The organism is Streptomyces sp. NPDC056738 (assembly GCF_042790435.1).
In the GTDB taxonomy this organism is placed as follows: domain Bacteria; phylum Actinomycetota; class Actinomycetes; order Streptomycetales; family Streptomycetaceae; genus Streptomyces.
In genome coordinates this window covers 23,782-45,598 of the sequence record NZ_JBHTZF010000008.1, presented here as the reverse complement: position 1 = coordinate 45,598, position 21,817 = coordinate 23,782, and the positions used below count along the sequence as shown (strand labels likewise).

Genomic DNA, 21,817 nt, shown 5'->3' with positions numbered 1-21,817 from the left:
CGTGAGGTGGCAGGCATGTTCACGACCCGACCGACCCTCCAGGGCACCTTCGGGATGGTGTCCTCCACCCACTGGCTCGCCTCGCAGTCCGCGATGGCGGTCCTGGAGGACGGCGGCAACGCCTACGACGCCGCCGTCGCGGCCGGTTTCGTGCTGCACGTCGTGGAACCCCACCTCAACGGACCCGCGGGCGAGGTCCCGATCATCCTGGCCCCCGCGGACGGACCCGTGCGGGTGCTGTGTGGGCAGGGCGTCGCGCCCGCCGGAGCGACGGTCGCCCACTACAGGAGCCTCGGTCTGGACCTCGTACCCGGCACCGGCCCGCTCGCCGCCGCCGTGCCGGGCGCGTTCGACGCGTGGATGCTGCTGCTGCGCGACCACGGCACCAAAACCCTCGCCGACGTCCTGAAGTACGCCGTCGGATACGCCGAGGACGGGCACGCGCCCGTGGAACGCGTCGGCGAGACGGTGGACGCCGTACGCGCCCTCTTCGAGACGGAGTGGACCTCCTCGGCCGAGGTGTACCTCCCCGGCGGCCGGTCACCGCGCCCCGGCGAACTGTTCCGCAACCCGGCCCTCGCCGCGACTTGGCGACGGCTGCTCGACGAGGTCTCCGGCGCGGGGGACCGGGTGGCCGAGATCGAGGCGGCACGGGAGGTGTGGCGCTCCGGATTCATCGCGGAGGCCCTGGTCCGGCAGGCCGCCCGGCCCACCATGGACACCAGCGGCGAGCGCCACACCGGCACCCTGACCGCCGCCGACCTGGCGGGCTGGTCCGCGACGTACGAGGCCCCGGCGACGTACGACTGGCGCGGCTGGACCCTGTGCAAGGCGGGCCCCTGGAGCCAGGGCCCCGTCCTGCTCCAGCAGCTCGCGCTGCTCCCGCCCGAACTGCCCCGCTACGGTTCCGCCGAGTACGTCCACCTGCTCGTCGAGGGCTGCAAGCTCGCCATGGCCGACCGGGAGGCCTGGTACGGCGACGCGGCCGAGGTGCCGCTCGGCGAGCTGCTGTCGGAGCCCTACAACGCGGCCCGCCGGGCGCTCGTCGGGGACAAGGCGTCGTACGAACTGCGTCCCGGCGGTCCGGGCGGCCGTGAACCGCGGCTGAGCGGGCACGCGCGCGTGGCGGCCGCCGACGAGCCCGGCTTCGACGCGCTCGCGGTGCCGGGCGCCGGTGAGCCCACCATGGCCCGAGCGGCGGCGGAACCCGAGGTGGCACCGGACGGAGGCACCCGGGGCGACACCTGCCACCTGGACGTCGTCGACCGCTGGGGCAACATGGTCGCCGCCACGCCCAGCGGCGGCTGGCTCCAGTCCAACCCGGTCGTCCCGGAACTCGGCTTCCCGCTCGGCACCCGGCTCCAGATGGCCTGGCTGGAGGAGGGGCTGCCCAACTCCCTGACCCCGGGCCGCCGGCCGCGCACCACCTTGACGCCCTCCCTGGCGCTGCGCGACGGCGTGCCCGTCATGGCCTTCGGCACCCCCGGCGGCGACCAGCAGGACCAGTGGCAGACGCACTTCTTCCTGTCCGTGGCGCTCCGCTCCGAGGTGCGCGGCGGGCTCGATCTCCAGGGCGCGATCGACGCCCCGAACTGGCACAACGACAGCTTTCCCGGCTCCTTCTACCCGCGCGGCATGCGTCCGGGCAGCCTCACCGTCGAGTCCCGCACGGACCCGGAGGTCGTCGAGGAGCTGCGCCGCCGGGGCCACGACGTCACGGTCGCGGAGGCCTGGTCCGAGGGACGGCTGTGCGCGGTGGCCCGCGATCCGCGGACCGGCATCCTGTCGGCGGCGGCCAATCCGCGCGGGATGCAGGGGTACGCGGTCGGCCGCTGAGGTCCTCCCCGGCCGGGAGGGGCGGCCGGGCTGATGATCGCGCCGCCCCGGGAGTTCATGGTGATTCCACCTGGAGTACCCCGGAGGGGTGAGGATTGTCAGTGAGGCGTGTTGTCATGGAGCCATGATCGAAGACATCGAAACCATCGACGAGTTTCTCGCACAGCGCGCGGCCGACGTGGAAGACGCCATCCGCAAGGCCGCCGCCGCGGAGATCATGCCCCGGTTCCGGCAGCTCTCCGCGGACGAGATCGACCAGAAGTCCGGCCCGCACGACCTGGTGACGGACGCCGACCGCCTGGCCGAGAAGTACCTCACCGAGGCCCTCACCGCACTGCTGCCGGGTTCGGTCGTGGTCGGCGAGGAGGCGGTGCACGCCGACCCCGCGACCTACGAGGCGATCGGCGGCACGGCGCCCGTCTGGATCGTCGACCCGGTCGACGGCACCCGGCAGTTCGTGCACGGCGACCCCGGGTTCTGCACGCTGGTCGCGCTCGTGCTGGACGGCGTGGTGCTCGCCTCCTGGACGTACGCGCCCGCCCGGGGCGAGTTCGCCACCGCGATCCGGGGGCGGGGGGCCGTGCTCGACGGCGTGCCGCTGCGCTCCGGATCGCCCGAGGAGGGCCGCGACCTCGACATCGCGACCTCGCACCCGGACTACACCACGGACGAGCAGAAGCGCGCCCTCCTCGGACTGTGGACGGAGGGTGTCGTCCCGCGCCCGTGCGGTTCGGCGGGCCTGGAGTATCTGGCCATCGCCCGCGGGGAGCTGGACGCGGTCGCCTTCAGCTGGGAGGCGGCCTGGGACCACGCGGCGGGGCTGCTGCTGGTCGAGGAGGCGGGCGGTGCCCACCTGACGCTCACCGGCGAGCCCTTCCGCGTCACCGGGGGCAACGCGCTGCCCTTCACGGCGGCCCGGGACGAGGCCACGGCCCGCCGGGTGACCGGCCTGCTGACGGCACAGCCGGACTGGGTGGCGGCCCGCGCCTGAGGGCGGGCCCCACGGCCGGGCCCGAGTGGGCCTCCGCGGCCCGCGAAGGTCCCGGTTCCCTCGGTGGCGGCCGGGCGTACGGCGCGGGGCGTTTCGGTCCAACGCCCCGTGCCGTCAAGGCTGTCGGTGCTCCGGCATATCCTGATGCTCAGTGGCCGTCGGCTGACAAAGGAGTCCGAAGGTGCCGTCGATGCTCGATGCGGTCGTGGTGGGTGCGGGGCCGAACGGACTGACGGCCGCCGTGGAGCTGGCCCGCCGGGGCTTCTCCGTGGCCGTGTTCGAGGCCCGTGACACGGTGGGCGGGGGCTCGCGCACCGAAGAGCTGACCCTGCCCGGATTCCGGCACGATCCCTGCGCGGCGGCGCATCCGCTCGGCATCAACTCACCCGCCTTCCGCGCGATGCCCCTCGACCGGTACGGCCTGGAGTGGCTGCACCCGGAGCTCCCCATGGCGCACCCGTTCCCGGACGGCTCGGCGGCGGTGCTCGCGCGGTCCGTGGCCGAGACGGCGGCCTCCTTCGGGCCGCGGGACGCGGGCGCGTACCGCAGGCTCGTCGCGCCGTACCTGAGCAAGTGGGACACCCTCGCGCACGACTTCATGTCGCTGCCGCTGACCTCGCTGCCCCGCGACCCCGTCACCCTCGCCCGCTTCGGCCTGACCGGTCTGCCACCGTCCACCTGGCTCATGCGCCGCTTCCGCGACGAGCGGGCCAGAGCCCTGTTCGCCGGTCTGGTGGCGCACGTCATGGCGCCGCTGGAGGGAATCGGCACGGGCGCCGTCGGCCTGGTCTTCGCGCTGGCCGCGCACGCCCGGGGCTGGCCCGTCGCGCGCGGCGGCTCCCAGTCCATCGCGGACGCGCTCACCGCGTACCTCCAGGACCTCGGCGGCACGGTCCACACCGACTACGAGGTCAAGCGCCTGGACGACCTGCCCCCCGCACGGGCGTACGTCTTCGACACCTCGCCCAAGGCCCTGGCCCGTATCGCGGGCTTCGGGCGGTACTACGAGGGCTATCGGTACGGAGCGGGCGCCTTCAAGATCGACTATGCGCTGGACGGGCCCGTGCCCTGGACCGCCGAGCAGGCGCGCGTCGCCGGGACGGTCCAGGTCGGGGCGAGCCGGGCGGAGATCAGCACCGCGCTGCGGGCGGCCTCGCGCGAGGGCCGGGCGCCCGACGCGCCGTTCCTGATCACCGTGCAGCCGGGCGTCGTGGACCCCTCCCGGGCCCCCGAGGGCAAGCAGGTCTTCTGGGCCTACGGCCATGTCCCGAACGGCTGGACCGGCGACCTCACCGACGCCATCGAGCGCCAGCTCGAACGGTTCGCGCCCGGCTTCCGCGACCGCGTCCTGGCCCGCGCGACCGCCGGACCGCCCGTCCTCGCCGCCCGCAACGCCAACTACGTGGGCGGTGACATCGCCTGCGGCGCCGCCTCCGGACTCCAGCTCATGCTGCGCCCCAGGCTGTCCCCGAACCCGTACGCCACCCCGCACCCCGCCGTCTTCCTGTGCTCCTCGGCCACCCCGCCCGGTCCCGGAGTGCACGGAATGTCCGGGCACAACGCGGCGAAGGCCGTCTGGAGGAGGCTCAGAGAGTCATGACCACGATCACGCTGACACAGGGCGACATCACCCGGCAGAGCGTCGACGCCGTCGTCAACGCGGCGAACTCCTCGCTGCTCGGCGGCGGGGGCGTCGACGGAGCCATCCACCGTCGCGGCGGCCCGGCCATCCTCGCCGCGTGCCGCGACCTGCGGGCCGGCCATCTCGGCAAGGGCCTGCCCACCGGCCGTGCGGTCGCCACGACGGCGGGTGACCTCGACGCCCGCTGGGTGATCCACACCGTCGGTCCCCGCTACTCCCAGGAGGACGACCGCTCGGAGCTGCTGGCCTCCTGCTACCGCGAGTCGCTGAAGGTCGCCGACGAGCTCGGGGCGCGTACGGTCGCCTTCCCCGCCGTCTCCGCGGGCATCTACGGCTGGCCGATGGACGACGCCGCGCGCATCGCGGTGGAGACCGTCCGGGCCGCCGAGACCGACGTCGCGGAGGTCCGCTTCGTGCTCTTCGACGAGCGGGCGTACGACGCGTTCGCGGGGCGTCTGTGACGAGGTGCCCGTCGCGTTCGGCGGGTCGGTACGCGGCCTGAGCCGTGCGGGCCGGCCGCACGGCGACCGCGGGCGTCACCACCACCGCGGGCTGGTGGCGATGGCCCGTAGCTGCGCCAGTGTCAAAAGCGCTGTCGTGCGAGTCGAGGGACCGTTCTGGCGCGGTGCCTGCCCTTGCATGATGGTGACGTAGAGCCGCCCGGACCGCCACGTCGGCGTCCGCGTCAGGACCAGTGTGGAAGGCGGCGTAGCCGAAGGCGCCCGCCCAGGTCGCCATCGTGGCGACGCCCGCGAGGCCGGGGCGAGACCGGTGCCACAGAGGTATCAGGAGGCCGACGGCGAGCAGGGGGAAGACCGGCAGGAGCACGATGTGCAGCCGGGTCCACTCCGATGCCGTCGAGCGGAACAGCCCACGCGGATGCGTTGCGCCCGCTGCGGCCACCACCAGCGGGTTGGCGGTGACGACGGCGAGCTTTCGCATGGTCAACACGCCTGTGAGCATGGACGTGTTGAGTCCGCGGGAGACGAGCGCGCAAGGGTTCCGTAGGACATCGGCCCGGGCGGGCGCCGCCATGTCACCCCCGGTCGAGAACGGTCTTACGAGAGTCTGACGCGGCCGCAGTTTCCGTGCCGCCACACCAGCCTCACCGTCCACTCTGGTGTGGTCCGCGCAGCAGCGGACCGCACCGCGAAGACACCTCACGAGGACGGGAAGCGCACATGAACAGCACCCCCGAGAACCATCGCCGTACGAGTCGACCCGCCGCCGTCCGGGGCGGCCATCGGGCGGGGTCGCGAACTCGGCGGATCATGATCGGCGGCGGGGCCCTTGCCGTCGCGGCGGCGGCCACGGTGGCCGTGACCGCGGCATCGGCCGGCCAGCACGCCGGGAGCGCGCCCGGGGCCGACCACGCCGTCTTCGTCCAGGGCAACGAGCTGGGCGGCAACACCATCCACGTGTTCGCTCGCGGCGAGGACGGCACGCTGAACGCCTCGGGGACCTACGCCACCGGCGGCAAGGGCGGTGACCAGGTCGACGCCCCGACCGACTCGCTCGCCTCCCAGGGCTCACTCGTCTACGACGACACCTCGGGAATGCTGCTGGCGGTCAACGCGGGCAGCGGCACGGTCACCTCCTTCCAAGTCGAGGGGAGCCGGCTCAAGAACCGGCATGTCGTCAGCTCCGGCGGCAAGTTCCCCGCCTCCATAGCCGTGCACGGCAGGGTCGCGTACGTGATGAACGCGGGCGGGCGGGGCAGCGTCCAGGGATTCGAGATGACCGGCGAGGGGCTGCGGCCGCTGGCCGGGTCCCGCCGCTACCTGGGTCTGGACAACAAGGACATCCCCTTGTTCTCCAGCTCTCCGGGCGAGGTCGCGTTCACCCCGGACGGGCGCGACCTGGTCGTCACCACCAAGTCCGCCGACACCGTCGAAGTACTTCCCCTGAAGCGGAATGGCCTGCCGGCCGTCGCCGCACCCGTGGTCAACAAGTCGGCCGGCGCCGTCCCGTTCGCGATCAGCTTCGACGCGACCGGGAAGCGGATGCTCGTCGCCGAGGCCGCGAAGTCCACGGTCACCACGTACAAGGTGCGGCACGACGGCACCCTGAAGGTCCTCCAGAAGCCCCTGCCCAACGGCCAGGAGACCCTGTGCTGGCTCGAGCGCGCCGGCAACCACTTCTACGGCGGCAACACCGGCAATTCCACCGTCACCGGATACCGCATGGACAGCCACGGCCGGCTCTCCCTGACCAACGACGTGGGCATCGCCACGCCGCCTTCGGCCAAGTCGCAGGGCGTGATCGACCTCGCCGTGACCAGGGACGAGCGGTTCGTCTACGTCCAGAACGCCGTCTCCGGGACCATCGACGGCTTCCAGGTGAAGGCCGACGGCTCACTCACCAAGATCACGACGGTCGGCACGGGCCTGGCCCGGTTCGGTGAGTCCGGCATGGAGGGCATCGTCGCCGTCTGACGGACATCGACTCCCGCATCGACAGAAAGCCTCGCTCACCGCGCTGTGCCTGTTCCGACCGGAGGGAAGTCCGACCGCAGGGCGGCGCGCGGGCGTAGGCAGGGGGAGGCGGCACAGTCGTCGAGCAGCCGGGGTGACCGATCCGCAGGCCGTCACCGGTAGGCTGCGCCGGTGCGCACGGTCGAGGTCTTGCTGGACGAAGCGGCGGACCTGGCGGTCCGGGAGGCCTGGCGGCGGTTGGCGGACGCGGGCCTGCCCAGCCAGGCGCGCCACCGCTCACCGACCAACAGCCCCCATCTCACCCTGGCCGCCTGCCCGGAGCTGACCGCCCCGATCCGCTGGGAGCTGGCCGAGGCGGCCGCAGCCCTGCCCCTGCCGGTGCGTTTCACCGGCCTGGTCCGCTTCGAACGGCCGACCTCGGTACTGGCCTGGGCCCTTGATCTCGATTCCGCCCTGGCCGGCCTGCATGGCCTGGTGTGGGACGCGGTGGCCTCCGACAGTCCGTCCGAGACCCTCAACCCTTTGCACGATCCGGCGCGTTGGAGCCCGCACGTCACCCTCGGCCGCTCTCGGCGGGCGGACGCCTTCGCCGGCCGGCGGATCCCCGGCCTGCTCCCGGCGCCGCCGGTGTCGGTCCAGCTCACCACCCTGCGCAGCTACGACACCGAGACGGGAGCCCTCGAGGTGCTGGAGCCCCGTCTCTGAAGCGGTTCTGCCCGCCGATCCCTCCGCCCGGCCCACTCGACCGACCTCGGGGCGGCACTGGCTGACCCACGGCACCGACGAGGAGTACGCCGCCGCCCCGGCCCCTGTGCGAGGCGGGCCGGGGACGGCATGCGGCGCAGGCGCCGGGGTGACGTACGCCGGTGTTCGGGTCAGCCGGCGACGATGCCCTCGCCGCCGACGGCGCCGGGCACGGTGACCGATCCGATGCGGGTGAGTGAGCCGTCGCGGTTGATCCGGAACTCGTTCACGCGGCCCTGCGCGCCGGTCTGCACATACAGGTTGCGGCCGTCGGAGGAGACGGCGGCGTCGACCGTTCCGGGGTCGGTCGGGGTGTTGCCGAGGGCGGCCAGGGTGCCGTCGCGGCGCACGCGGTAGCCGGACAGCGAGCCGCTGCCGGCGTTGGAGGCGTAGAGCTTGTGGTCGGTGGCGACGATCCAGCAGGTGGCGGCCTGGCCGGTGAGGACCTGGCCGAGCGAGGTGAGGGTGCCGTCGCGGTGGAGGGCGAAGGTCTCGACGGCGTTGGGTCCGGCCTCGGTGACCTGGAGCCGTCCGGCGGGGTCGAAGGTGAAGCCGAACGGCACGGCGCCCGGGGTGGCGGTGACCACGGGACGGCCGACGGGCGTGCCGCGGCGGTTCAGCCGGAAGACGTCGATGCTGTCGGCGCCGGCCTTGGTGGTGACGACGAGCTTCGAGCCGTCGGGTGTGAAGGAGATCTGCCCGGGGGTGTGGGTGAACTGCGGGGTGGCGTCGGGGTCCAGGCCGAGCCGGCGGTGCCAGGAGTCGACCCCCTCCAGCCGGTGACCGGTGCGGACGAAGCCCTGGACGGAGCCGCCGTCAAGGGCGTTGAGCACCCACACCCGGTTGCCGTGGAACGTGACACTGACGGGGAAGTCGCCGCCGGTGGGGAGGATCTGGAGACGTTCGAGCCGGTCGCCGTGCACCGCGAAGAGGGTGAGCGTGTCGCTGCCGGCGTTGACGGCGTAGAGAAGCCCCGCCTTGCGGTCGTAGGCGAGCGACCCCTGGGACGCCAGGTGGTCCACCACCGAGCCGTCCAGCACGCCGCCGCGGCCCCCCGTCGGGTACACGCCACGCCGGCTGAGCGTGCCGTCGGAGGAACGGTGGTAGGCGACGACGGTGTTCGCGGTGGTGTTGTCGCTCTGGACGAACACCGCCCCGCTGCGGGGGTGTGCCGGGCTGTGGGGGAGAGCGGGGGCGGACGCGGTCGCCGCCGGAGCGGCGGACAGCGCCGCCACCGCGGCCGTCGTGACGGCGGCAACTGCGAGGCGGACCTTGCGGACGGTCATGGTGCTGCTCCTGGTGCGAAGAGTGGGGATGGCGGCCGGCCGGTCCGGGGCACCGGTGAACAGGGCGTGGACGAAGGCGACGCGCGCTCCCGTGCCCCGTGCCGGGCGGCCCTCATACGTGCTCGCAGCACCGAAGAATGACCCACCGAGAACGAACATCGCCGTGGAGCACAGGGCTTTGGCAGGCCTTTGGAGCAAATGCCATCCATATGGCCGCGCATGGGGGCGGTTGCCACCTGCTCGGCCCGGGTCTTGTCACCAAGGGCCGGTGAGGCAGGCCGTCCCCCCACCTCACCAGCGCGGACCCAGGTCCGGAAAGGCTCACCGGCAAGCAGCTGACCGAGTGGTCGCCCTGGCGGCACGGCTCGACGAATCCTGCCCTTCGCCGGCGCGCGGCTGAACGCGCGCCCGCCACCCGCGGCGCCCCGTTCAGCCGCCCGATGACCAACATTGATGCGAGCGGCCTCGGGTCCACCTGAGGGTCGGTCGAAATATCCGGCCTACTGTTTGTCGGTGAACTGCGGGTCCGTCTTCTGGTTGTAGATCTCCTCGCCGGATGCGTTGTAGGCGTGGACGTAGGGGCTCGGGCCCACAAAATGGGAGTCAGGGTTTTCCGTGGAGAGAGCCGCCGCGTAGACGAATGCGCCGCCTGCCATGACCGCTGGATATTGTTTCGGGTTGTCGCCGTAGCTGATCGCGACCTTGGTGATGTCGGATGTGTAATGCCCGGCACCCAGCATGAGGTACCGCCCCTTGCCGGCGGGCTCGAGGGTGGAGTCGAAATACTCGATCGAATGACCGGTGCCCCACAGGCGATTGTTGATGAACGTGGGCGGAGAATCCTGGCTGCTTCCCTTGTCGCCCTTTGACTCGCATTGCACATACTGATCGTCGGAGTTGACGGCGACGACCACGCCGTCCCCGCTCCGCGAGGCGATGGGAGCGCGGGCCGCGACCACCGCGTGGTACCGGGACGCATCCGAGCCCAGGCAGGAAGCCAGGATCTTGGCGACGGTCCCGGCGTCGACCGGGGTCGTCGTCCCGCTGGTGACGGTGAACGCGTCCGCGGTGGAAGTCGTACGCGTCGAAGACGGCGCTGAGCCGGCTCCGGCCGACGTGAACTCGCGCGTTGTGCTCGGCGTCGGTGACGCGGCGGCGTTCGTAGGGTTTCCGGCAGTCCCGGCGAGAAGTGGCTCGGCGTCCCCCGTCCCGCCGAACACGGACACGGCCGCGACACTCACTCCCGCGACGCCGGCGGCGACAGCCAGCGGCACTCCCCACCTGCGCCGCAGCGAAGCACCGTTGTCCTCTGGACCGATCTTGGTCAGGAGCTCCTCCCGGGTCCGCCGGTGGTTCGGCAGATCACGATCGGAAGGAGCCGCGGGAACGCCCGGCATGTCATTCATCGTGCGACCTCTTCCGCGTTGACAGGATTCTTCGAACTGAACGACGCCAAAACCGGGGCTCCGCCGACGAGGTCGGCTCCCAGCCTGCGCCGCGCGCGGTGCAGTCTGGACTTCACCGTTCCGACCGCCACCTGCAGCGTTGCCGCAGCCGCCTGCTGATCCAGTCCCGACCACACGCAGAGCTCGACGACCTCTCGTTCATGGCGCGGCAGCCGGGCCAGTGCCCGGTGGATCTCCGACATACGACGTTCGTCGTCGACCAGGACGGCGACGCGGTCCGCGTGGTCGCCCACCGGCGGCTCGCCATGCGAGACGAGCCGGTGCAACAACGCCTCGGCCCGCCTCAGCCGCCGCCAGGCATTCGACAGCAGACGGTCGGCGATGCCCAGCAGCCACGGCAAGGCCGAGTCGCGGTCCAGCACCGTCTCCGATCGCCGACGCCACGCGTGCAAGAACACGGTCGACGTGAGGTCTTCAGCCTCAGACCAGTCGGCCGTCCGCCGGAACAGGTAGTTGTAGACGGCCTTCGCATGGCGGTCGAAGATCCGGCCGAACGCCTCCCGGTCGCCGTCGACGGCCCTCGCCCACAGCTCACGATCAGAGACCCCTCCGACCGGTGCAGCGGGACCAGCGTGGTTCAGTTCCATGCTCCATACGTGTCCGGCAACCGGCTGAAGGTTCCCGCTGAGTCGGATCCGCTTCGACGGAGTTGGATGCACCCGGCCGGCGACAGCGCTGGTCGAGGATGGCATACGCGGGCGAGCGGGTGACGCGTGCCCAACGGGAGACTGCCGCGCGGGAACGGGCGTTCGGCGGCACCGGGGTGCGCCGCGTGACGAAAGGCCGGTGGCGTTCACAGAGCGCCGATGCCCGACCGGTCGAGGAACTGCTCCGGCAGTACCTGCCCAAAAGAACAAGCCTGCCGACGTTCAGACATGACGAGCCTGACGCCGACGCGACGAAACTCACCATCCCTCGCGAACGTGCCTGGGATTTCTTCGCGAGCCGGGAGTGTCGCCCCGACCGGTTGAATCCAAGGCCGACATCTGGCGCCCACCCGGCAGGAACTCCGAAGGAAAGCCGCAACTCGTCTTTGTCGCTCAGCGCCGTTCGCTACAACGCCACTTGCTCTGATGAAGATTGAGTCACTACAGTCCCCCTCCGAACCTTTGCTCGGTCGTTCACTCGTTGGGGGTGACAGTGAAGGATCACCGCCCGTCGGCGTATTCGGCAGGCGGCCGGAGGAAAAGGAGCCTGCTTTCGTGGCGTCCCACCGTCGACCCAAGCAGCCGAGCCGTACCCGCGTCACCGTGCTCACCACCGCCGCCGCTGCCGCTGTTGTCCTCAGCGCCAACGCCGCCAACGCGGCGCCGTCCGAGAAGCCCGACAAGGACGAGGTCAAGACCAAGGTCGACAAGCTCTACGAAGAGGCCGAGCAGGCCACGGAGAAGCTCGACGGCGCCAAGGAGAAGCAGCGGAAGCTGCAGAAGGAGATCAACTCCCTTCAGGACAACGTCGCCCGTGGCCAGGAGGCGCTCAACGAGCTGCGTGACGGTCTCGGTTCGATGGCCAGCGCCCAGTACCGCACCGGCGGCATCGACCCCTCCGTGGCCCTCTTCCTCTCCTCCGACCCGGACGACTTCCTGGACAAGGCCTCGGCCATGGACCAGTTGAGCGCCCAGCAGGTCGAGTCGCTCAAGAAGGTCCAGGAGAAGCAGCGTTCGCTCGCCCAGCAGCGTGCCGAGGCCTCCGCGAAGCTCAAGGACCTCGCCGACACCCGGGCCGAGCTCGCCAAGAAGAAGAAGGAAGTCCAGAGCAAGCTGGGCTCCGCGCAGAAGCTCCTCAACACGCTGACCGCCCAGGAGAAGGCCGCGCTGGCCACCCAGGAGCAGGAGCGGGCCACCCGCGCCGGCCAGCGCGTCGACCTCGGCAACAGCAAGGGCTCGGGCCGTGCCGGCGCCGCCTTCGCCGCCGCCCAGAGCGTGATCGGGGCCCCGTACGTGTACACCCACGCGGGTCCCAACTCGTTCGACTGCTCGGGCCTCACCTCGTGGGCGTACGCCCAGGCCGACGTGACCATACCCCGCACCTCGGAGGCCCAGGCCAACGCGGGCACCCGCATCTACTCGCAGAGCGATCTCCAGATCGGCGACCTGGTCATCTTCTACGGCGACCAGCACCACGTCGGCCTCTACGCGGGCAGCGGCCAGGTGCTGCACGCCCCGCACAGCGGCGCGGTCGTCCGCTACGAGGCGATCGCCAACATGCCCTTCCAGTTCGGCGTCCGGATCTGATCCATGCCCAGGGCCGGGGCAGCGGCGCGCGGTCTCGACGGCGGCAGGCGAGGGCCGCCCGGGCGGACCGTTGGCCGTCGTCCGGTCGTACGGTCCGGTCACAGGGGCAGGTCGACCACCAGGGGCCGGTGGTCCGAGACGGGGGTGCTCGGCGCGTGCGGTCCGGTGGCCGCTCCCGCAGCGATTCCCTCGGCCAGCACATGATCGAGCTGGACCACGGGGCGGTGGGCCGGATAGGTGGGTGTACGGGCCAGGTCCTGCCAGCCGCGCGGCAGCGCCGGGGTGCCCCCGGATCCCCTGCCGCCGCCGACCGGTCCGGCGAGGCCGAGGACCGTCCTGGGAAGCGCGCCGGGCAGATTGAAGTCGCCGAGAAGCACCCGGGGTCCGGGCAGGTCGGCGATCCAGGCGCGGACGGCGAGCAACTGGCGCACGTTCCAGCCGGGCACGAACGACAGATGCAGCGCCACCACGGTGAACGGCCCCCGGCTTCCCTCCAGTACGGCGGCCAGCGCGGCCCGCGGCTGGTCCCTGGACACGGTGAGTCCCCGGCGTCCGGGCGTCCGCAGCGGCATGGGGACCGGTGCCGGAGCCAGCCGGCGTGCCCTCCAGTGCCGTACCGGCAGCCGGGACAGCAGGGCGACGCCGTGCGAGGGGACGCCGTCGCCCGCCTCGGCCTCGCGCGGCCCGTACACCCGCAGGCCGGGTACGGAGGGTTCCGGGAGCCAGCCGCCCGCACCCCGGGCCATGCCGTGGAAGGCGGAGGCGTAGCGCCAGTGCGGCGCGTCGCACCCCGCGGCCACGGCGGCGGCCTGGTCCACCTTGCCCGAGCGTTCCTGGAGCCGGTCCACTTCCTGGAGTGCCACCACGTCGGCGTCCAGTGACGCGACGGCCCGGACGAGCGGCAGTTCGGGGCCGTCCGCGGTCCGGACGGACACGGGTCTGCCGTCCACCAGCGTCCGTCCGTGCAGCACGTTGAACGTCGCGAACCGCACCCGCCCGGAGCGCGAGGCGCCCGGATCAGCCGTGTCGGAAGGTGTCATGACCGCGACCGTACCCGCCGCCATCGCCGAGCGGCGGCCGGTTCTTCCGGCGGGGCGGGCGGTGCCGGGTGTGGGACTCCCCGGCGGCGCGGGCCGTCGGCTCGGGTGATGTCGGCCAGGGTGGGTGGTATCACCGGCGGGCGAAGGCACCGGCGGGCCGGGTCACCGACAGGGGTGTCACCGGCGGGCGAAGACACGCCGGGCCCGTGTTGTTGGCCGGGCGGGTCACCGACCGGCCGTGTCACGCACTGGGCCGGTCACCGACCGGCCGCGTCACGCACTGGGCCGGTCACCGCCCGGGCCATGCCACCGGCCAGGCTGTCACCGACCTGGCCGTGTCACAGGCCCGGCAGTGTCTCGGACAGCAGGTGCAGCAGGTCGCTCGTGGCGTCGACCGCGCCCAGTGCCGGCAGGGCGCCGAGCGCGAGCACGGCCGCGCCGACGGACCGTACGACGGGCGGGGGAGCGGTCTGCAGGGCCGCGATGCGGCGGCTGACGGCGTGTCCGGAGAAGTGCAGGGCGCATCCGGTGCGGGCGTGCTGGGAGACGAGGGCGGCGCGGGCCAGGGCGCGGGCCGTCGTGTTCCGGTCGCCGACGCTGCTCGCGGCCTCCTCGTCGGCCCACCGCTCCAGCAGGAAGACGACGGTGTCGCGGACGGGTACGAGCAGCGGGTTCGCCGCGGCGGCCAGGGCCACGGCGGTCGACAGCGCCGCGTGGCGGTGCGTCAGGTGAGCGCGCTCGTGGGCGAGCAGGACCCGTCGTTCGGCGGGCTCCAGCGCGCCGAGCATCGAGGCCGTCACCAGGATCCGGCCCGGTTTGCCGGGGATCGCGAAGGCGCGCGGGGTCGGCGAGGCGGCGACGACGAGTTCACTGTCCGGCGGGTGACCCTCGCACAGCCTGAGCAGGACCCTGCGGGTCGCGATGTGTGCTCGCACCACATGGAGGAGCCGGCGGGCGATCACGGCGAGGGCGGCCACCGCCAGCACGGCGACGGTCTCCGGAACGGGCTCGGGCAGCACCCGGCCCTCCTCACCCGCCTCGGCGATCACCGCGGGCGCCTGGTCGATCAGCGTGGCCCCGAGCAGCAGCAGCGCCCAGGTGGACGCGGCCGCGGTCAGCACGGCGGCCGCGACCAGGGCACGGGCGGCGAGACCGGGCGACACCCGCCTGCCGACCAGCGGGGCGACCGAGGTCAGGAGCAGCGCGAGGACGAGGGGGACGTAGACGTCGATCCTCACGGCCCGTTCCCTCCCAGGAGATCGCGCAGGGCTTGTTCCTCCTGGCGGCTGAGCCCGGTGACGAACTGCTGGAGGGCCGCGATCGGGTCGGGTCCGCGGTCCAGCGCCTCGTGCATGGCCTCGGCCGTCAGCTCGGCCGCGTTCTTGGCGGGGCGGTACGCGCCGCGCCGGCCGTCAACATCCCGCAGCACGAGTCCCTTGTCGTACAGACGTTTCAGGATGGTGTGCACGGTGTTGTAGGCGAGGCCGCCGCCGATCTCGGCCTGGATCTCGGCGGGCGTGAGCGCGTCGTCGGTGGCCCACAGGGCGGCGAGGACCTCGCTCTCCAGCTCGCCCGCGCTGCGCCGTTCCGCCCTTCCGTGGGGACCTGTGCCAGCCATGCCCGTCACCTTACAGCGCGTAGTCGACCCTGGAACGGTGCCGGTCCGGGGTCCGGGACGGGGGTGCGCGGGGGCGCGTGTTCCCCGGATGCACCCGGATGCCCGTCCCGTTCGGCACCTTCTTCCGGTGAGCGGTAGTTTGTCCGTGATTCCCCGGCTCCCGGCTTCACCCTACGTCTTGTAGGGTGAAGGAACCCTACAGCGTGTAGGGCTGAAGGGTGGACGATGGCCAAGACCCTGAACGTCCCGCTCATCGGCATCCGGCGGCCCGGACCGCCGGACAGGACGGCCCGGGTGTCCCGGCGGCCCGGTGACCTGGGTCTCCTCGCGCTGGTCGCGGCCGCCTTCACCCTGGCCCAACTGGTCCTCGTGCACCCGGACATGGGGCTCGGCTGGGACGAGACCGTGTACGTCAGCCAGGTCTCCCCGCACGCCCCCGCGGCGTTCTTCAGCGCGCCACGGGCCCGGGGAATCTCGCTGCTCGTCGCCCCGGTGGCCTCCTGGTCCTCCTCCACCACCCTGCTGCGGATCTACCTCGCCCTGCTCTCCGGGCTCGGCCTGTTCGTGGCCCTGCGCGTCTGGCGCGGGCTGTTCCCCGCGCGCGTCCTCGCCCTGGCGGGCGCCCTGTTCGGGACGCTGTGGGTGACCGTCTTCTACGGCCCGCAGGTCATGCCCAACTACTGGGTGGCGATCGGCGCCCTGGCCTGCGTCGGGTGCTTCCTCCGGGCCCAGGCGGGCGGCCGCGACCGGGCGGCCCTGTGGGGGATCGGACTGAGCGCCGCGCTCATGGCGTGGATGCGGCCCCCCGACGCGGTCTGGGTGACCCTGCCGCTCCTCGTCCTCACCGTGGCGGCCCCCCGGTGGCGGCGGTTCCGCCCCTTGCTCGCGCTCGTCGCGGGTCTGTCGGCCGGAGCCGTCGAGTGGATCGTCGAGGCGTACGTGAGCTACGGCGGCCTGGGGCAACGGCTCTCCGACGGGTCGCGCATCCAGGGCGGCCTCGGCTGGAACATCGCGGTCGGCGACCAGATGCGCAGTCTCGGCGGACGCGTGCTGTGCCGGCCCTGCACCGGCGGGATGCCGGAACCCGCCGTGATGGTGTGGTGGTTCGTCCTGCCGGTGGTCGCCGCTCTCGGCCTCGTGATCGCCGTCCGGGCCCGTCGCCCGGTACCCACCCTGCTGCTCCTGGCCTGTGCCACGACGGCCTCGGTCCCGTATCTCCTCATGATCGGATACGCGGCGCCCCGCTTCCTGCTGCCTGTCTACGCACTCGCCGTGATCCCCGTCGCCGACGCGCTCGTCCACCTCGTCACCGCCCCCGGCGGCCGGTGGCGGCCGGTGACCGTGACGCTGGTGGCCCTCGGGCTCGCCGCGCATCTGGCCGTGCAGTTCGCGGTGCTGGAGAGCACGGTGCGGCGCACCGCCGACAGCCACCGGGGCTGGGCGGCGACGGCGGCCGAACTGCACCGGCTCGGGGTGCGGCCGCCCTGCGCGCTGGCCGGCTACCGGTCCGTCCCCATCGCCTTCTACGCCGGCTGCTCCTCGGTGGCGACCTCCGGGCACAACGCCAACGCCACCGCGGCCGGCATCGCGCGCTCCGTCCGGCGCATGCCGGTCGCCGTCGTCACCACCCCGGGCGGCTCGCCTCCCGGATACGCCCACGCCTGGGCACCCCACCGTGCGGGCGCGGTCGACATCTACGTCTCTCCGGGTGCGGGGAGCCCCACGCCGTGACCCCTCGGCCGAAGCCGCTCGCACCGCCGGAAGGGAGCCGGTCGTCCGGTGCCCCGGGGGTGTCGCCGCCCGGGGTGGTGGGTGCCGCCGTGCCGGAGCCGGTGCGTGGCATGCGCGAGCCGGTGTCGGGGGTGCGCGAGCCCATGGGCGGTCTGTCCGAGTCGGCGTGTGGGCTGCCGGAAAGGGGGACCGAGGCCGTGGCCGGGCCCGGAGGGGCGGTGTCACCCGCGGGCGGCAGGTGGGCGGTCGTCGGGCGGCGGGTCGTCGGGCGGGACGGACGGGTGGGGCGGCACGCGGGGCTTTCGCTGGTCGTGCTCGTGTGTGCGGGCTTCCTCGCCCACCGGCACTGGCCGGTGATCGCGGCGGGAGCCGATCGGCTCGCCCACGCCGACCGGGGCTGGCTGCTGGTGGCGGCCGTCGCCACCCTCGCGACCTGGGTGTGCTCCGCCCTCGCCCAGCAGGGCGCGGTGCCGGAGCCGCTGCCCGCCGGGCGCCTGGTGGCGGTGCAGTTCGCGGCCGCCTCCGCCAACCACGTACTGCCCTCCGGTCTCGGGGCGGGCGCGGTCAATCTGCGCTTCCTGACCCGGTGCGGACTGCCCCTCGCCCGTTCCGCCACCGCGCTCGCGGTCAAGGCCTGCGCCGGAACCGTCGTACGCGGCTGTCTGATCGGCGGACTCGCCCTGGCCTGTCCCGGCGCGCTCCGTCTGCCCAGGCTCACGGCGAACGCCTGGACCGTGGCCGCCTGGGCGGCCGGTGCCGTGGTCGCCGCCTTCGCCGCCGCCCTCTTCGCCGGACCGCTGCGGCGGGCGCTGCGCCGCGTGCTCCTGGACGTCCGCGCCGTGCACGAACTCCCCGCGCGGGCCGCCGCGCTGTGGGGCGGCTCGCTGGCCTTCGCCGCGCTGCACGCCACCGTGGTCATCGCCGTGGCCCAGGCCATCGGGCTGCCGCTGTCCCCGGCCCGGGTGGCCCTCGTCTACCTCGCGGCCAGCAGCGCCGCCGTCCTGCTGCCCACCCCGGGCGGCATCGGCTCCCTGGACGCCGCTCTCGCGCTGGCGCTCACGCTGGCCGGAGCACCGGGCGAGGCGGCGGCGTCCACGGTGATCGGCTACCGGCTGCTCACCGTCTGGCTGCCCCTGCTCCCGGGCCTGGTGGCCTTGGGCGTGCTGATCCGCCGCCGGGTGCTGTGACCGGCACACGCGGGGCCCGGGGCTCGCGGCGTACGGCGGTCAGGATGTGTTCGGACGTCCGCTGACAGCCTCGGGCCTCATGAGCCACGCAGCGGGAGCCGTCGGGGTGGGCGGCGCGTCGCCGGGCCGTTCACCCCGACGGGAGTCCCACCACGAAGGTCGCGCCCGGGGTGTCCGCCTCCTCGTGATGGACCTCGCCGCCGGCGGAACGGGCCAGGCGTCGCGCGAGCGGCAGACCGAGGCCCGCTCCGCCGTGTCCGTCCCCGGGATCGGCGCGGCGCCCCGGCAGGAAGAGCTGCGGCGCGAAGGACTCCGGAACGCCCGGTCCGTCGTCGCCGACCTCCACCCGGACGCCCCCGGGCACCGCCGCGGCCCTGATCGCGACCCGGGAGCGGGCGTGTCGCAGGGCGTTGTCGAGCAGCGGGCTGACGATGCGCTCCAGCAGGGCGTCCGGCACTCCGACGGTCAGGGCGTCCGGCACCCCGGCCGTCGGGCCGTCCCCGGGGCCCCGGACGGCGATCTCCACCTCCGGTCGGGCCGTCGCGGCCCGGTCCGCGAGCCGGCGCAGTACGGGCACGACCTCGCTGGTGCCCGGTGCGGCGGCGGCGCTGTCGCGGGCGTCGTCGAGCAGCGTGTCGCAGATCGTGCGCATGGACCGGGCCGCGTCCGCCACGGCCTCGTGCGCGGCCCACGTCTCCTCGGCCGACCGGGGCCGGGACCGCAGCCAGTCGAGCTCGGCGATGATCCGGGCGAGCGGATTGCGCAGTTCGTGCGACAGCTCGCGGGTGAGCTGCCGCTCGTGGCGCAGCAGGGCCCGTATGCGGTCCAGGAGCGCGTCCAGCGATCCGCCCAGCCGGGCGAGTTCGTCGGGCCGGTCGGCGTGTCCGAAGCGTTCCTCGGAGGCCACCGCGCTCCACCGGGTGGCCTGGTGGGTCATGGTGCGCACGGGCCGCAGGGCACGCCCGACCGCGAGGCGTGTGAGCGCGTACGCGCAGGCGAGCATGACGGCGTCCAGCGCGAGCGACGCGAACAGCAGGGTGTCGGCCGAGGCGCGGTAGGGCGACAGGTCGAGGGCGGTGACGACGGCCGCGCCGGAGCGGTCGCCCGGCACCGGGCGCGCGCACAGCCGGACCGGGCCGTGCGCGCCGGAGGTGAGGCAGCCCGTACCGCCCCGGGCGGCGAGTGCGCCGGCGGCGCGGGTGAGCGGACCCGAGGCGGTGGCCGTCGGCGGTTTCTCCAGGAGCCGCCCGCCCGCGTAGATCCACACGTTCGCGTCGAGCCACTCCTCGCCGGGTGTCTTCAGGACGCGCACCCGGGTGCCGCTGATGTCGAGGGTCGCGGCGACGGCGGTGGCCCGGGTGCGCAGCTCGTCGTCCGCCTGGTGCTGGAGGCGCTGTCGTACGACCGTGTTGAACGCCACCGTGAGGATCACCATCAGCAGGGTGGCGGCGGTCAGCGCGACCAGCGAGAGCCGGCCGCGCAGGGTCGCCGGGGCCCAGCGGGAGGCGCGCGCCCGCCAGGGCACGGCGGGCGTAGCGGGCTCCGCCGCCGGCCTCGGCCGCGCGTTCGGGGGACAGTGGTTCATGACAGCCGGTGTCCGACGCCCCGGGCGGTCGTGACCGTCAGCTCGCTGCCGCCGTCCCGGAGCCTGCGGCGAAGCCGGGTCAGATACTGGTCGAGCGTGTTGTCGCTGACCTGGGCTCCCTCGGGCCAGCCGGCCCGGGTCAGCTCGCGCCGGCCGACGATCGCGCCGGACGCCGCGATGAGCGCCGCCAGCAGCCGGAACTCCGTCGGGGTCAGCGCGACGGGACGGCCGCGCACGGTCAGACTGTGCGCGACCGGGTCCAGCAGCAGGTCGCCCGCGGTGCCGGTCGCGACCGGTCCGGCGCGCTTGAGGGCCGCCCGCAGCCGCGCCGCCAGCTCCGTCAGGTGGAACGGCTTGGGCAGATAGTCGTCGCCTCCGGCGGCGAAGCCGGCCAGCCGGTCGGTGAGGTGGTGGTGGGCCGTCAGGAAGATCACGGGGGAGCTGAAGCCGCCCGCCCGGATCGCCTGGCACACGTCCCGTCCGTCGGCGTCGGGCAGGCCGACGTCCAGGACGGCCGCGTCGATGCCGTCCCCGGCCAGCCGCAGCGCGGTGGCGCCGTCCGGTGCCGGCACGGTGTCGAAGCCCTCGTCCCACAGCCCGCGCCGCAGGACGTCACGCAGCGCGTGGTCGTCCTCGACGACCAGGATCCGCCGGCGCATACAGCCCGCTCACCCGCTCTTCGCGAGCCGGGGCGCCAGGAGCAGGACCCCGAGCCGCGAGGCGGTGAGCGGATGGCCCGACACGTCGGGCAGCCGGCGCAGGGCCGCCACCATCGTCATCGCGACCAGCGTGCCGACGAGCAGACCCGCCGCCACGTCGTGCGGATAGTGCACGCCCACCCACACCCGGGAGGCGGCCATCAGGCCCGCGGCCACGACGGCGACGGTGCCGAGGCGGCGCGAGAGGAGGAAGAGCGCGACGGCCGCCGCGGCCGCGATCGCCGCGTGATTGCTCGGGAACGACCAGTCGCCTCGGGCCGGGCACGCCTCCAGCGTGGCCACCCGCAGGGTCTGGCAGGGCCGGTCCTCGCGCACCAGCAGCTTCATCCCCAGATCCACCACGTACGCCACGACCACGACGACGGGGACGGTGAGCGCGAGCAGCGCCGCGCCGGGGCTCTCGCGCCGGGCGCGCCACCAGGCCAGCACCATCAGCACGGCGAACAGACCGAGGCCGTACGTCGACCAGAAGGACACCGTGCCGTCGAGCCACGAGGGGGAGGACCGGGCGAGAGAAGTCACGTACCGGTAGGCGGAGCCGTCGATCCGGGATCCGTCGAAGGCCAGGATCATCCCCGCACCTCCTCCTGGTCCGCGGTGGCCTCCTCCTCGCCCGCGGCGGCGGCCCGGCGGCGCGAGCGGTACAGCTCCACGGCGAGGGGGGCCAGGGACACGAGGACGATGAGCGCGACGATCGGGAGCAGATACTTGTCGACGTTCGGGATGGACGAGCCCAGCGCGTAGCCCGCGAGGATGAGGCCGACGCTCCAGACGAGGCCGCCGGCGACCTGCCAGACGGTGAACGTCCGCACCGGCACGCCCAGGGCGCCCGCCATCGGGTTCAGCACCGTACGCACGACGGGGACGAAGCGGGCCAGGACGATCGCCTTGGCGTGGCCGTACCGCTCCAGGAGCTCCTCGGCCCGGTGCGCGCCCGCCGCCAGCCGTGGGGAGGAACCGCGGGCGAGCAGCGCTCCGCCCGCCTTCCGTCCGATCAGATAGCCCGTCTGGGCGCCGATCAGGGCGCCCAGAGCCGCGGCGATCAGCAGCGGGGGGAGCGACAGCTTCAGGCCGTTCTGCCCCGAGCCGGTGCACAGCAGGCCCGCCGTGAACAGCAGCGAGTCACCGGGCAGGAAGAAGCCGATCAGCAGGCCGGTCTCGGCGAACATCACCACGCCCACCCCCAGCACACCGAAGGCGGCGAGCAGGGACTGCGCGCTGAGAATATTCACGGCGAGGTCGGACGCTGTGAACAATGGTGCGGCCATCGTCGCGGACCCTCTCATACTGGTAGGGCGGGCAC

19 protein-coding genes are annotated in these 21,817 nt (G+C 73.3%); 9 read left to right on the top strand and 10 right to left on the bottom strand.

The features are described 5' to 3' along the window. Window positions 1-15 precede the first annotated feature (15 nt). The 6 genes from ACFRIC_RS21815 (at window position 16) to ACFRIC_RS21790 (ending at window position 7,609) form a co-directional block, all read left to right on the top strand. Window positions 16-1,836, top strand: coding sequence for a gamma-glutamyltransferase family protein (locus ACFRIC_RS21815; RefSeq protein WP_382788144.1), 1,821 nt, complete (start codon window positions 16-18; stop codon window positions 1,834-1,836). Between the two features lie 124 nt (window positions 1,837-1,960). Beyond that, window positions 1,961-2,827 (top strand): inositol monophosphatase family protein, encoded by an 867-nt coding sequence (locus ACFRIC_RS21810; protein ID WP_382788141.1) that lies wholly within the window; start codon window positions 1,961-1,963, stop codon window positions 2,825-2,827. Between the two features lie 190 nt (window positions 2,828-3,017). Next, window positions 3,018-4,427 (top strand): phytoene desaturase family protein, encoded by a 1,410-nt coding sequence (locus ACFRIC_RS21805; protein ID WP_382788139.1) that lies wholly within the window; start codon window positions 3,018-3,020, stop codon window positions 4,425-4,427. Further along, the gene (locus tag ACFRIC_RS21800) at window positions 4,424-4,930 is read left to right on the top strand and encodes an O-acetyl-ADP-ribose deacetylase (protein WP_382788137.1); all 507 of its coding nucleotides are present in this window, start codon (window positions 4,424-4,426) and stop codon (window positions 4,928-4,930) included. The genes ACFRIC_RS21805 and ACFRIC_RS21800 overlap by 4 nt, the downstream gene beginning before the upstream one ends. A 720-nt stretch (window positions 4,931-5,650) precedes the next feature. Then, window positions 5,651-6,904: a lactonase family protein gene (locus ACFRIC_RS21795; protein ID WP_382788135.1), complete on the top strand. Its 1,254-nt coding sequence runs from the start codon at window positions 5,651-5,653 to the stop codon at window positions 6,902-6,904. A 171-nt stretch (window positions 6,905-7,075) separates the two neighbouring features. Continuing rightward, complete coding sequence (locus ACFRIC_RS21790) at window positions 7,076-7,609, top strand: 2'-5' RNA ligase family protein (protein WP_382788133.1); 534 nt, start codon at window positions 7,076-7,078, stop codon at window positions 7,607-7,609. Between the two features lie 170 nt (window positions 7,610-7,779). Here the strand turns inward: ACFRIC_RS21790 and ACFRIC_RS21785 are convergent, their stop codons facing one another. The 3 genes from ACFRIC_RS21785 to ACFRIC_RS21775 all read right to left on the bottom strand — a co-directional run bounded on the left by ACFRIC_RS21785 (window position 7,780) and on the right by ACFRIC_RS21775 (window position 10,987). After that, window positions 7,780-8,934: a lactonase family protein gene (locus tag ACFRIC_RS21785; protein WP_382788131.1), complete on the bottom strand. Its 1,155-nt coding sequence runs from the start codon at window positions 8,932-8,934 to the stop codon at window positions 7,780-7,782. Window positions 8,935-9,434: 500 nt separating this feature from the next. Then, window positions 9,435-10,340 (bottom strand): hypothetical protein, encoded by a 906-nt coding sequence (locus ACFRIC_RS21780; RefSeq protein ID WP_382788129.1) that lies wholly within the window; start codon window positions 10,338-10,340, stop codon window positions 9,435-9,437. Continuing rightward, complete coding sequence (locus ACFRIC_RS21775; protein ID WP_382788127.1) at window positions 10,337-10,987, bottom strand: RNA polymerase sigma factor; 651 nt, start codon at window positions 10,985-10,987, stop codon at window positions 10,337-10,339. Before ACFRIC_RS21775 ends, ACFRIC_RS21780 begins: the two co-directional genes overlap by 4 nt. Window positions 10,988-11,602: 615 nt before the next feature. Between ACFRIC_RS21775 and ACFRIC_RS21770 the strand changes: the two genes are divergently transcribed. Beyond that, on the top strand, window positions 11,603-12,634 hold the full coding sequence (locus ACFRIC_RS21770; RefSeq protein WP_382788125.1) for an NlpC/P60 family protein: 1,032 nt from the start codon (window positions 11,603-11,605) through the stop codon (window positions 12,632-12,634). Window positions 12,635-12,732: 98 nt separating this feature from the next. Here ACFRIC_RS21770 and ACFRIC_RS21765 read toward each other — a convergent pair whose 3' ends face one another. The 3 genes from ACFRIC_RS21765 to ACFRIC_RS21755 form a co-directional block, all read right to left on the bottom strand. Further along, on the bottom strand, window positions 12,733-13,674 hold the full coding sequence (locus tag ACFRIC_RS21765) for an endonuclease/exonuclease/phosphatase family protein (protein ID WP_382788123.1): 942 nt from the start codon (window positions 13,672-13,674) through the stop codon (window positions 12,733-12,735). Between the two features lie 338 nt (window positions 13,675-14,012). After that, complete coding sequence (locus ACFRIC_RS21760) at window positions 14,013-14,912, bottom strand: M48 family metalloprotease (protein ID WP_382788121.1); 900 nt, start codon at window positions 14,910-14,912, stop codon at window positions 14,013-14,015. Then, window positions 14,909-15,292: a BlaI/MecI/CopY family transcriptional regulator gene (locus ACFRIC_RS21755; protein WP_382788119.1), complete on the bottom strand. Its 384-nt coding sequence runs from the start codon at window positions 15,290-15,292 to the stop codon at window positions 14,909-14,911. Before ACFRIC_RS21755 ends, ACFRIC_RS21760 begins: the two co-directional genes overlap by 4 nt. 225 nt (window positions 15,293-15,517) lie before the next feature. Here ACFRIC_RS21755 and ACFRIC_RS21750 point away from each other — a divergent pair, with 225 nt between their 5' ends. Further along, window positions 15,518-17,023 carry a hypothetical protein gene (locus ACFRIC_RS21750; RefSeq protein ID WP_382788117.1) on the top strand — a complete coding sequence of 502 codons (1,506 nt, stop codon included), beginning with the start codon at window positions 15,518-15,520 and terminating at the stop codon, window positions 17,021-17,023. A 110-nt stretch (window positions 17,024-17,133) separates the two neighbouring features. Continuing rightward, window positions 17,134-18,210, top strand: coding sequence for a YbhN family protein (locus ACFRIC_RS21745; protein WP_382788115.1), 1,077 nt, complete (start codon window positions 17,134-17,136; stop codon window positions 18,208-18,210). Between the two features lie 130 nt (window positions 18,211-18,340). Here ACFRIC_RS21745 and ACFRIC_RS21740 read toward each other — a convergent pair whose 3' ends face one another. The 4 genes from ACFRIC_RS21740 to ACFRIC_RS21725 are packed head-to-tail and all read right to left on the bottom strand — an operon-like array spanning window position 18,341 to window position 21,800. Next, complete coding sequence (locus ACFRIC_RS21740; protein ID WP_382788113.1) at window positions 18,341-19,795, bottom strand: sensor histidine kinase; 1,455 nt, start codon at window positions 19,793-19,795, stop codon at window positions 18,341-18,343. Further along, window positions 19,792-20,454, bottom strand: coding sequence for a response regulator transcription factor (locus ACFRIC_RS21735; protein ID WP_382788111.1), 663 nt, complete (start codon window positions 20,452-20,454; stop codon window positions 19,792-19,794). The genes ACFRIC_RS21740 and ACFRIC_RS21735 overlap by 4 nt, the downstream gene beginning before the upstream one ends. Before the next feature lie 9 nt (window positions 20,455-20,463). Next, window positions 20,464-21,087 carry a phosphatase PAP2 family protein gene (locus ACFRIC_RS21730; protein ID WP_382788109.1) on the bottom strand — a complete coding sequence of 208 codons (624 nt, stop codon included), beginning with the start codon at window positions 21,085-21,087 and terminating at the stop codon, window positions 20,464-20,466. Continuing rightward, window positions 21,084-21,800, bottom strand: a complete 717-nt coding sequence (locus ACFRIC_RS21725) for a DedA family protein (protein ID WP_382788107.1) — start codon at window positions 21,798-21,800, stop codon at window positions 21,084-21,086. The genes ACFRIC_RS21730 and ACFRIC_RS21725 overlap by 4 nt, the downstream gene beginning before the upstream one ends. Window positions 21,801-21,817 lie beyond the last annotated feature (17 nt).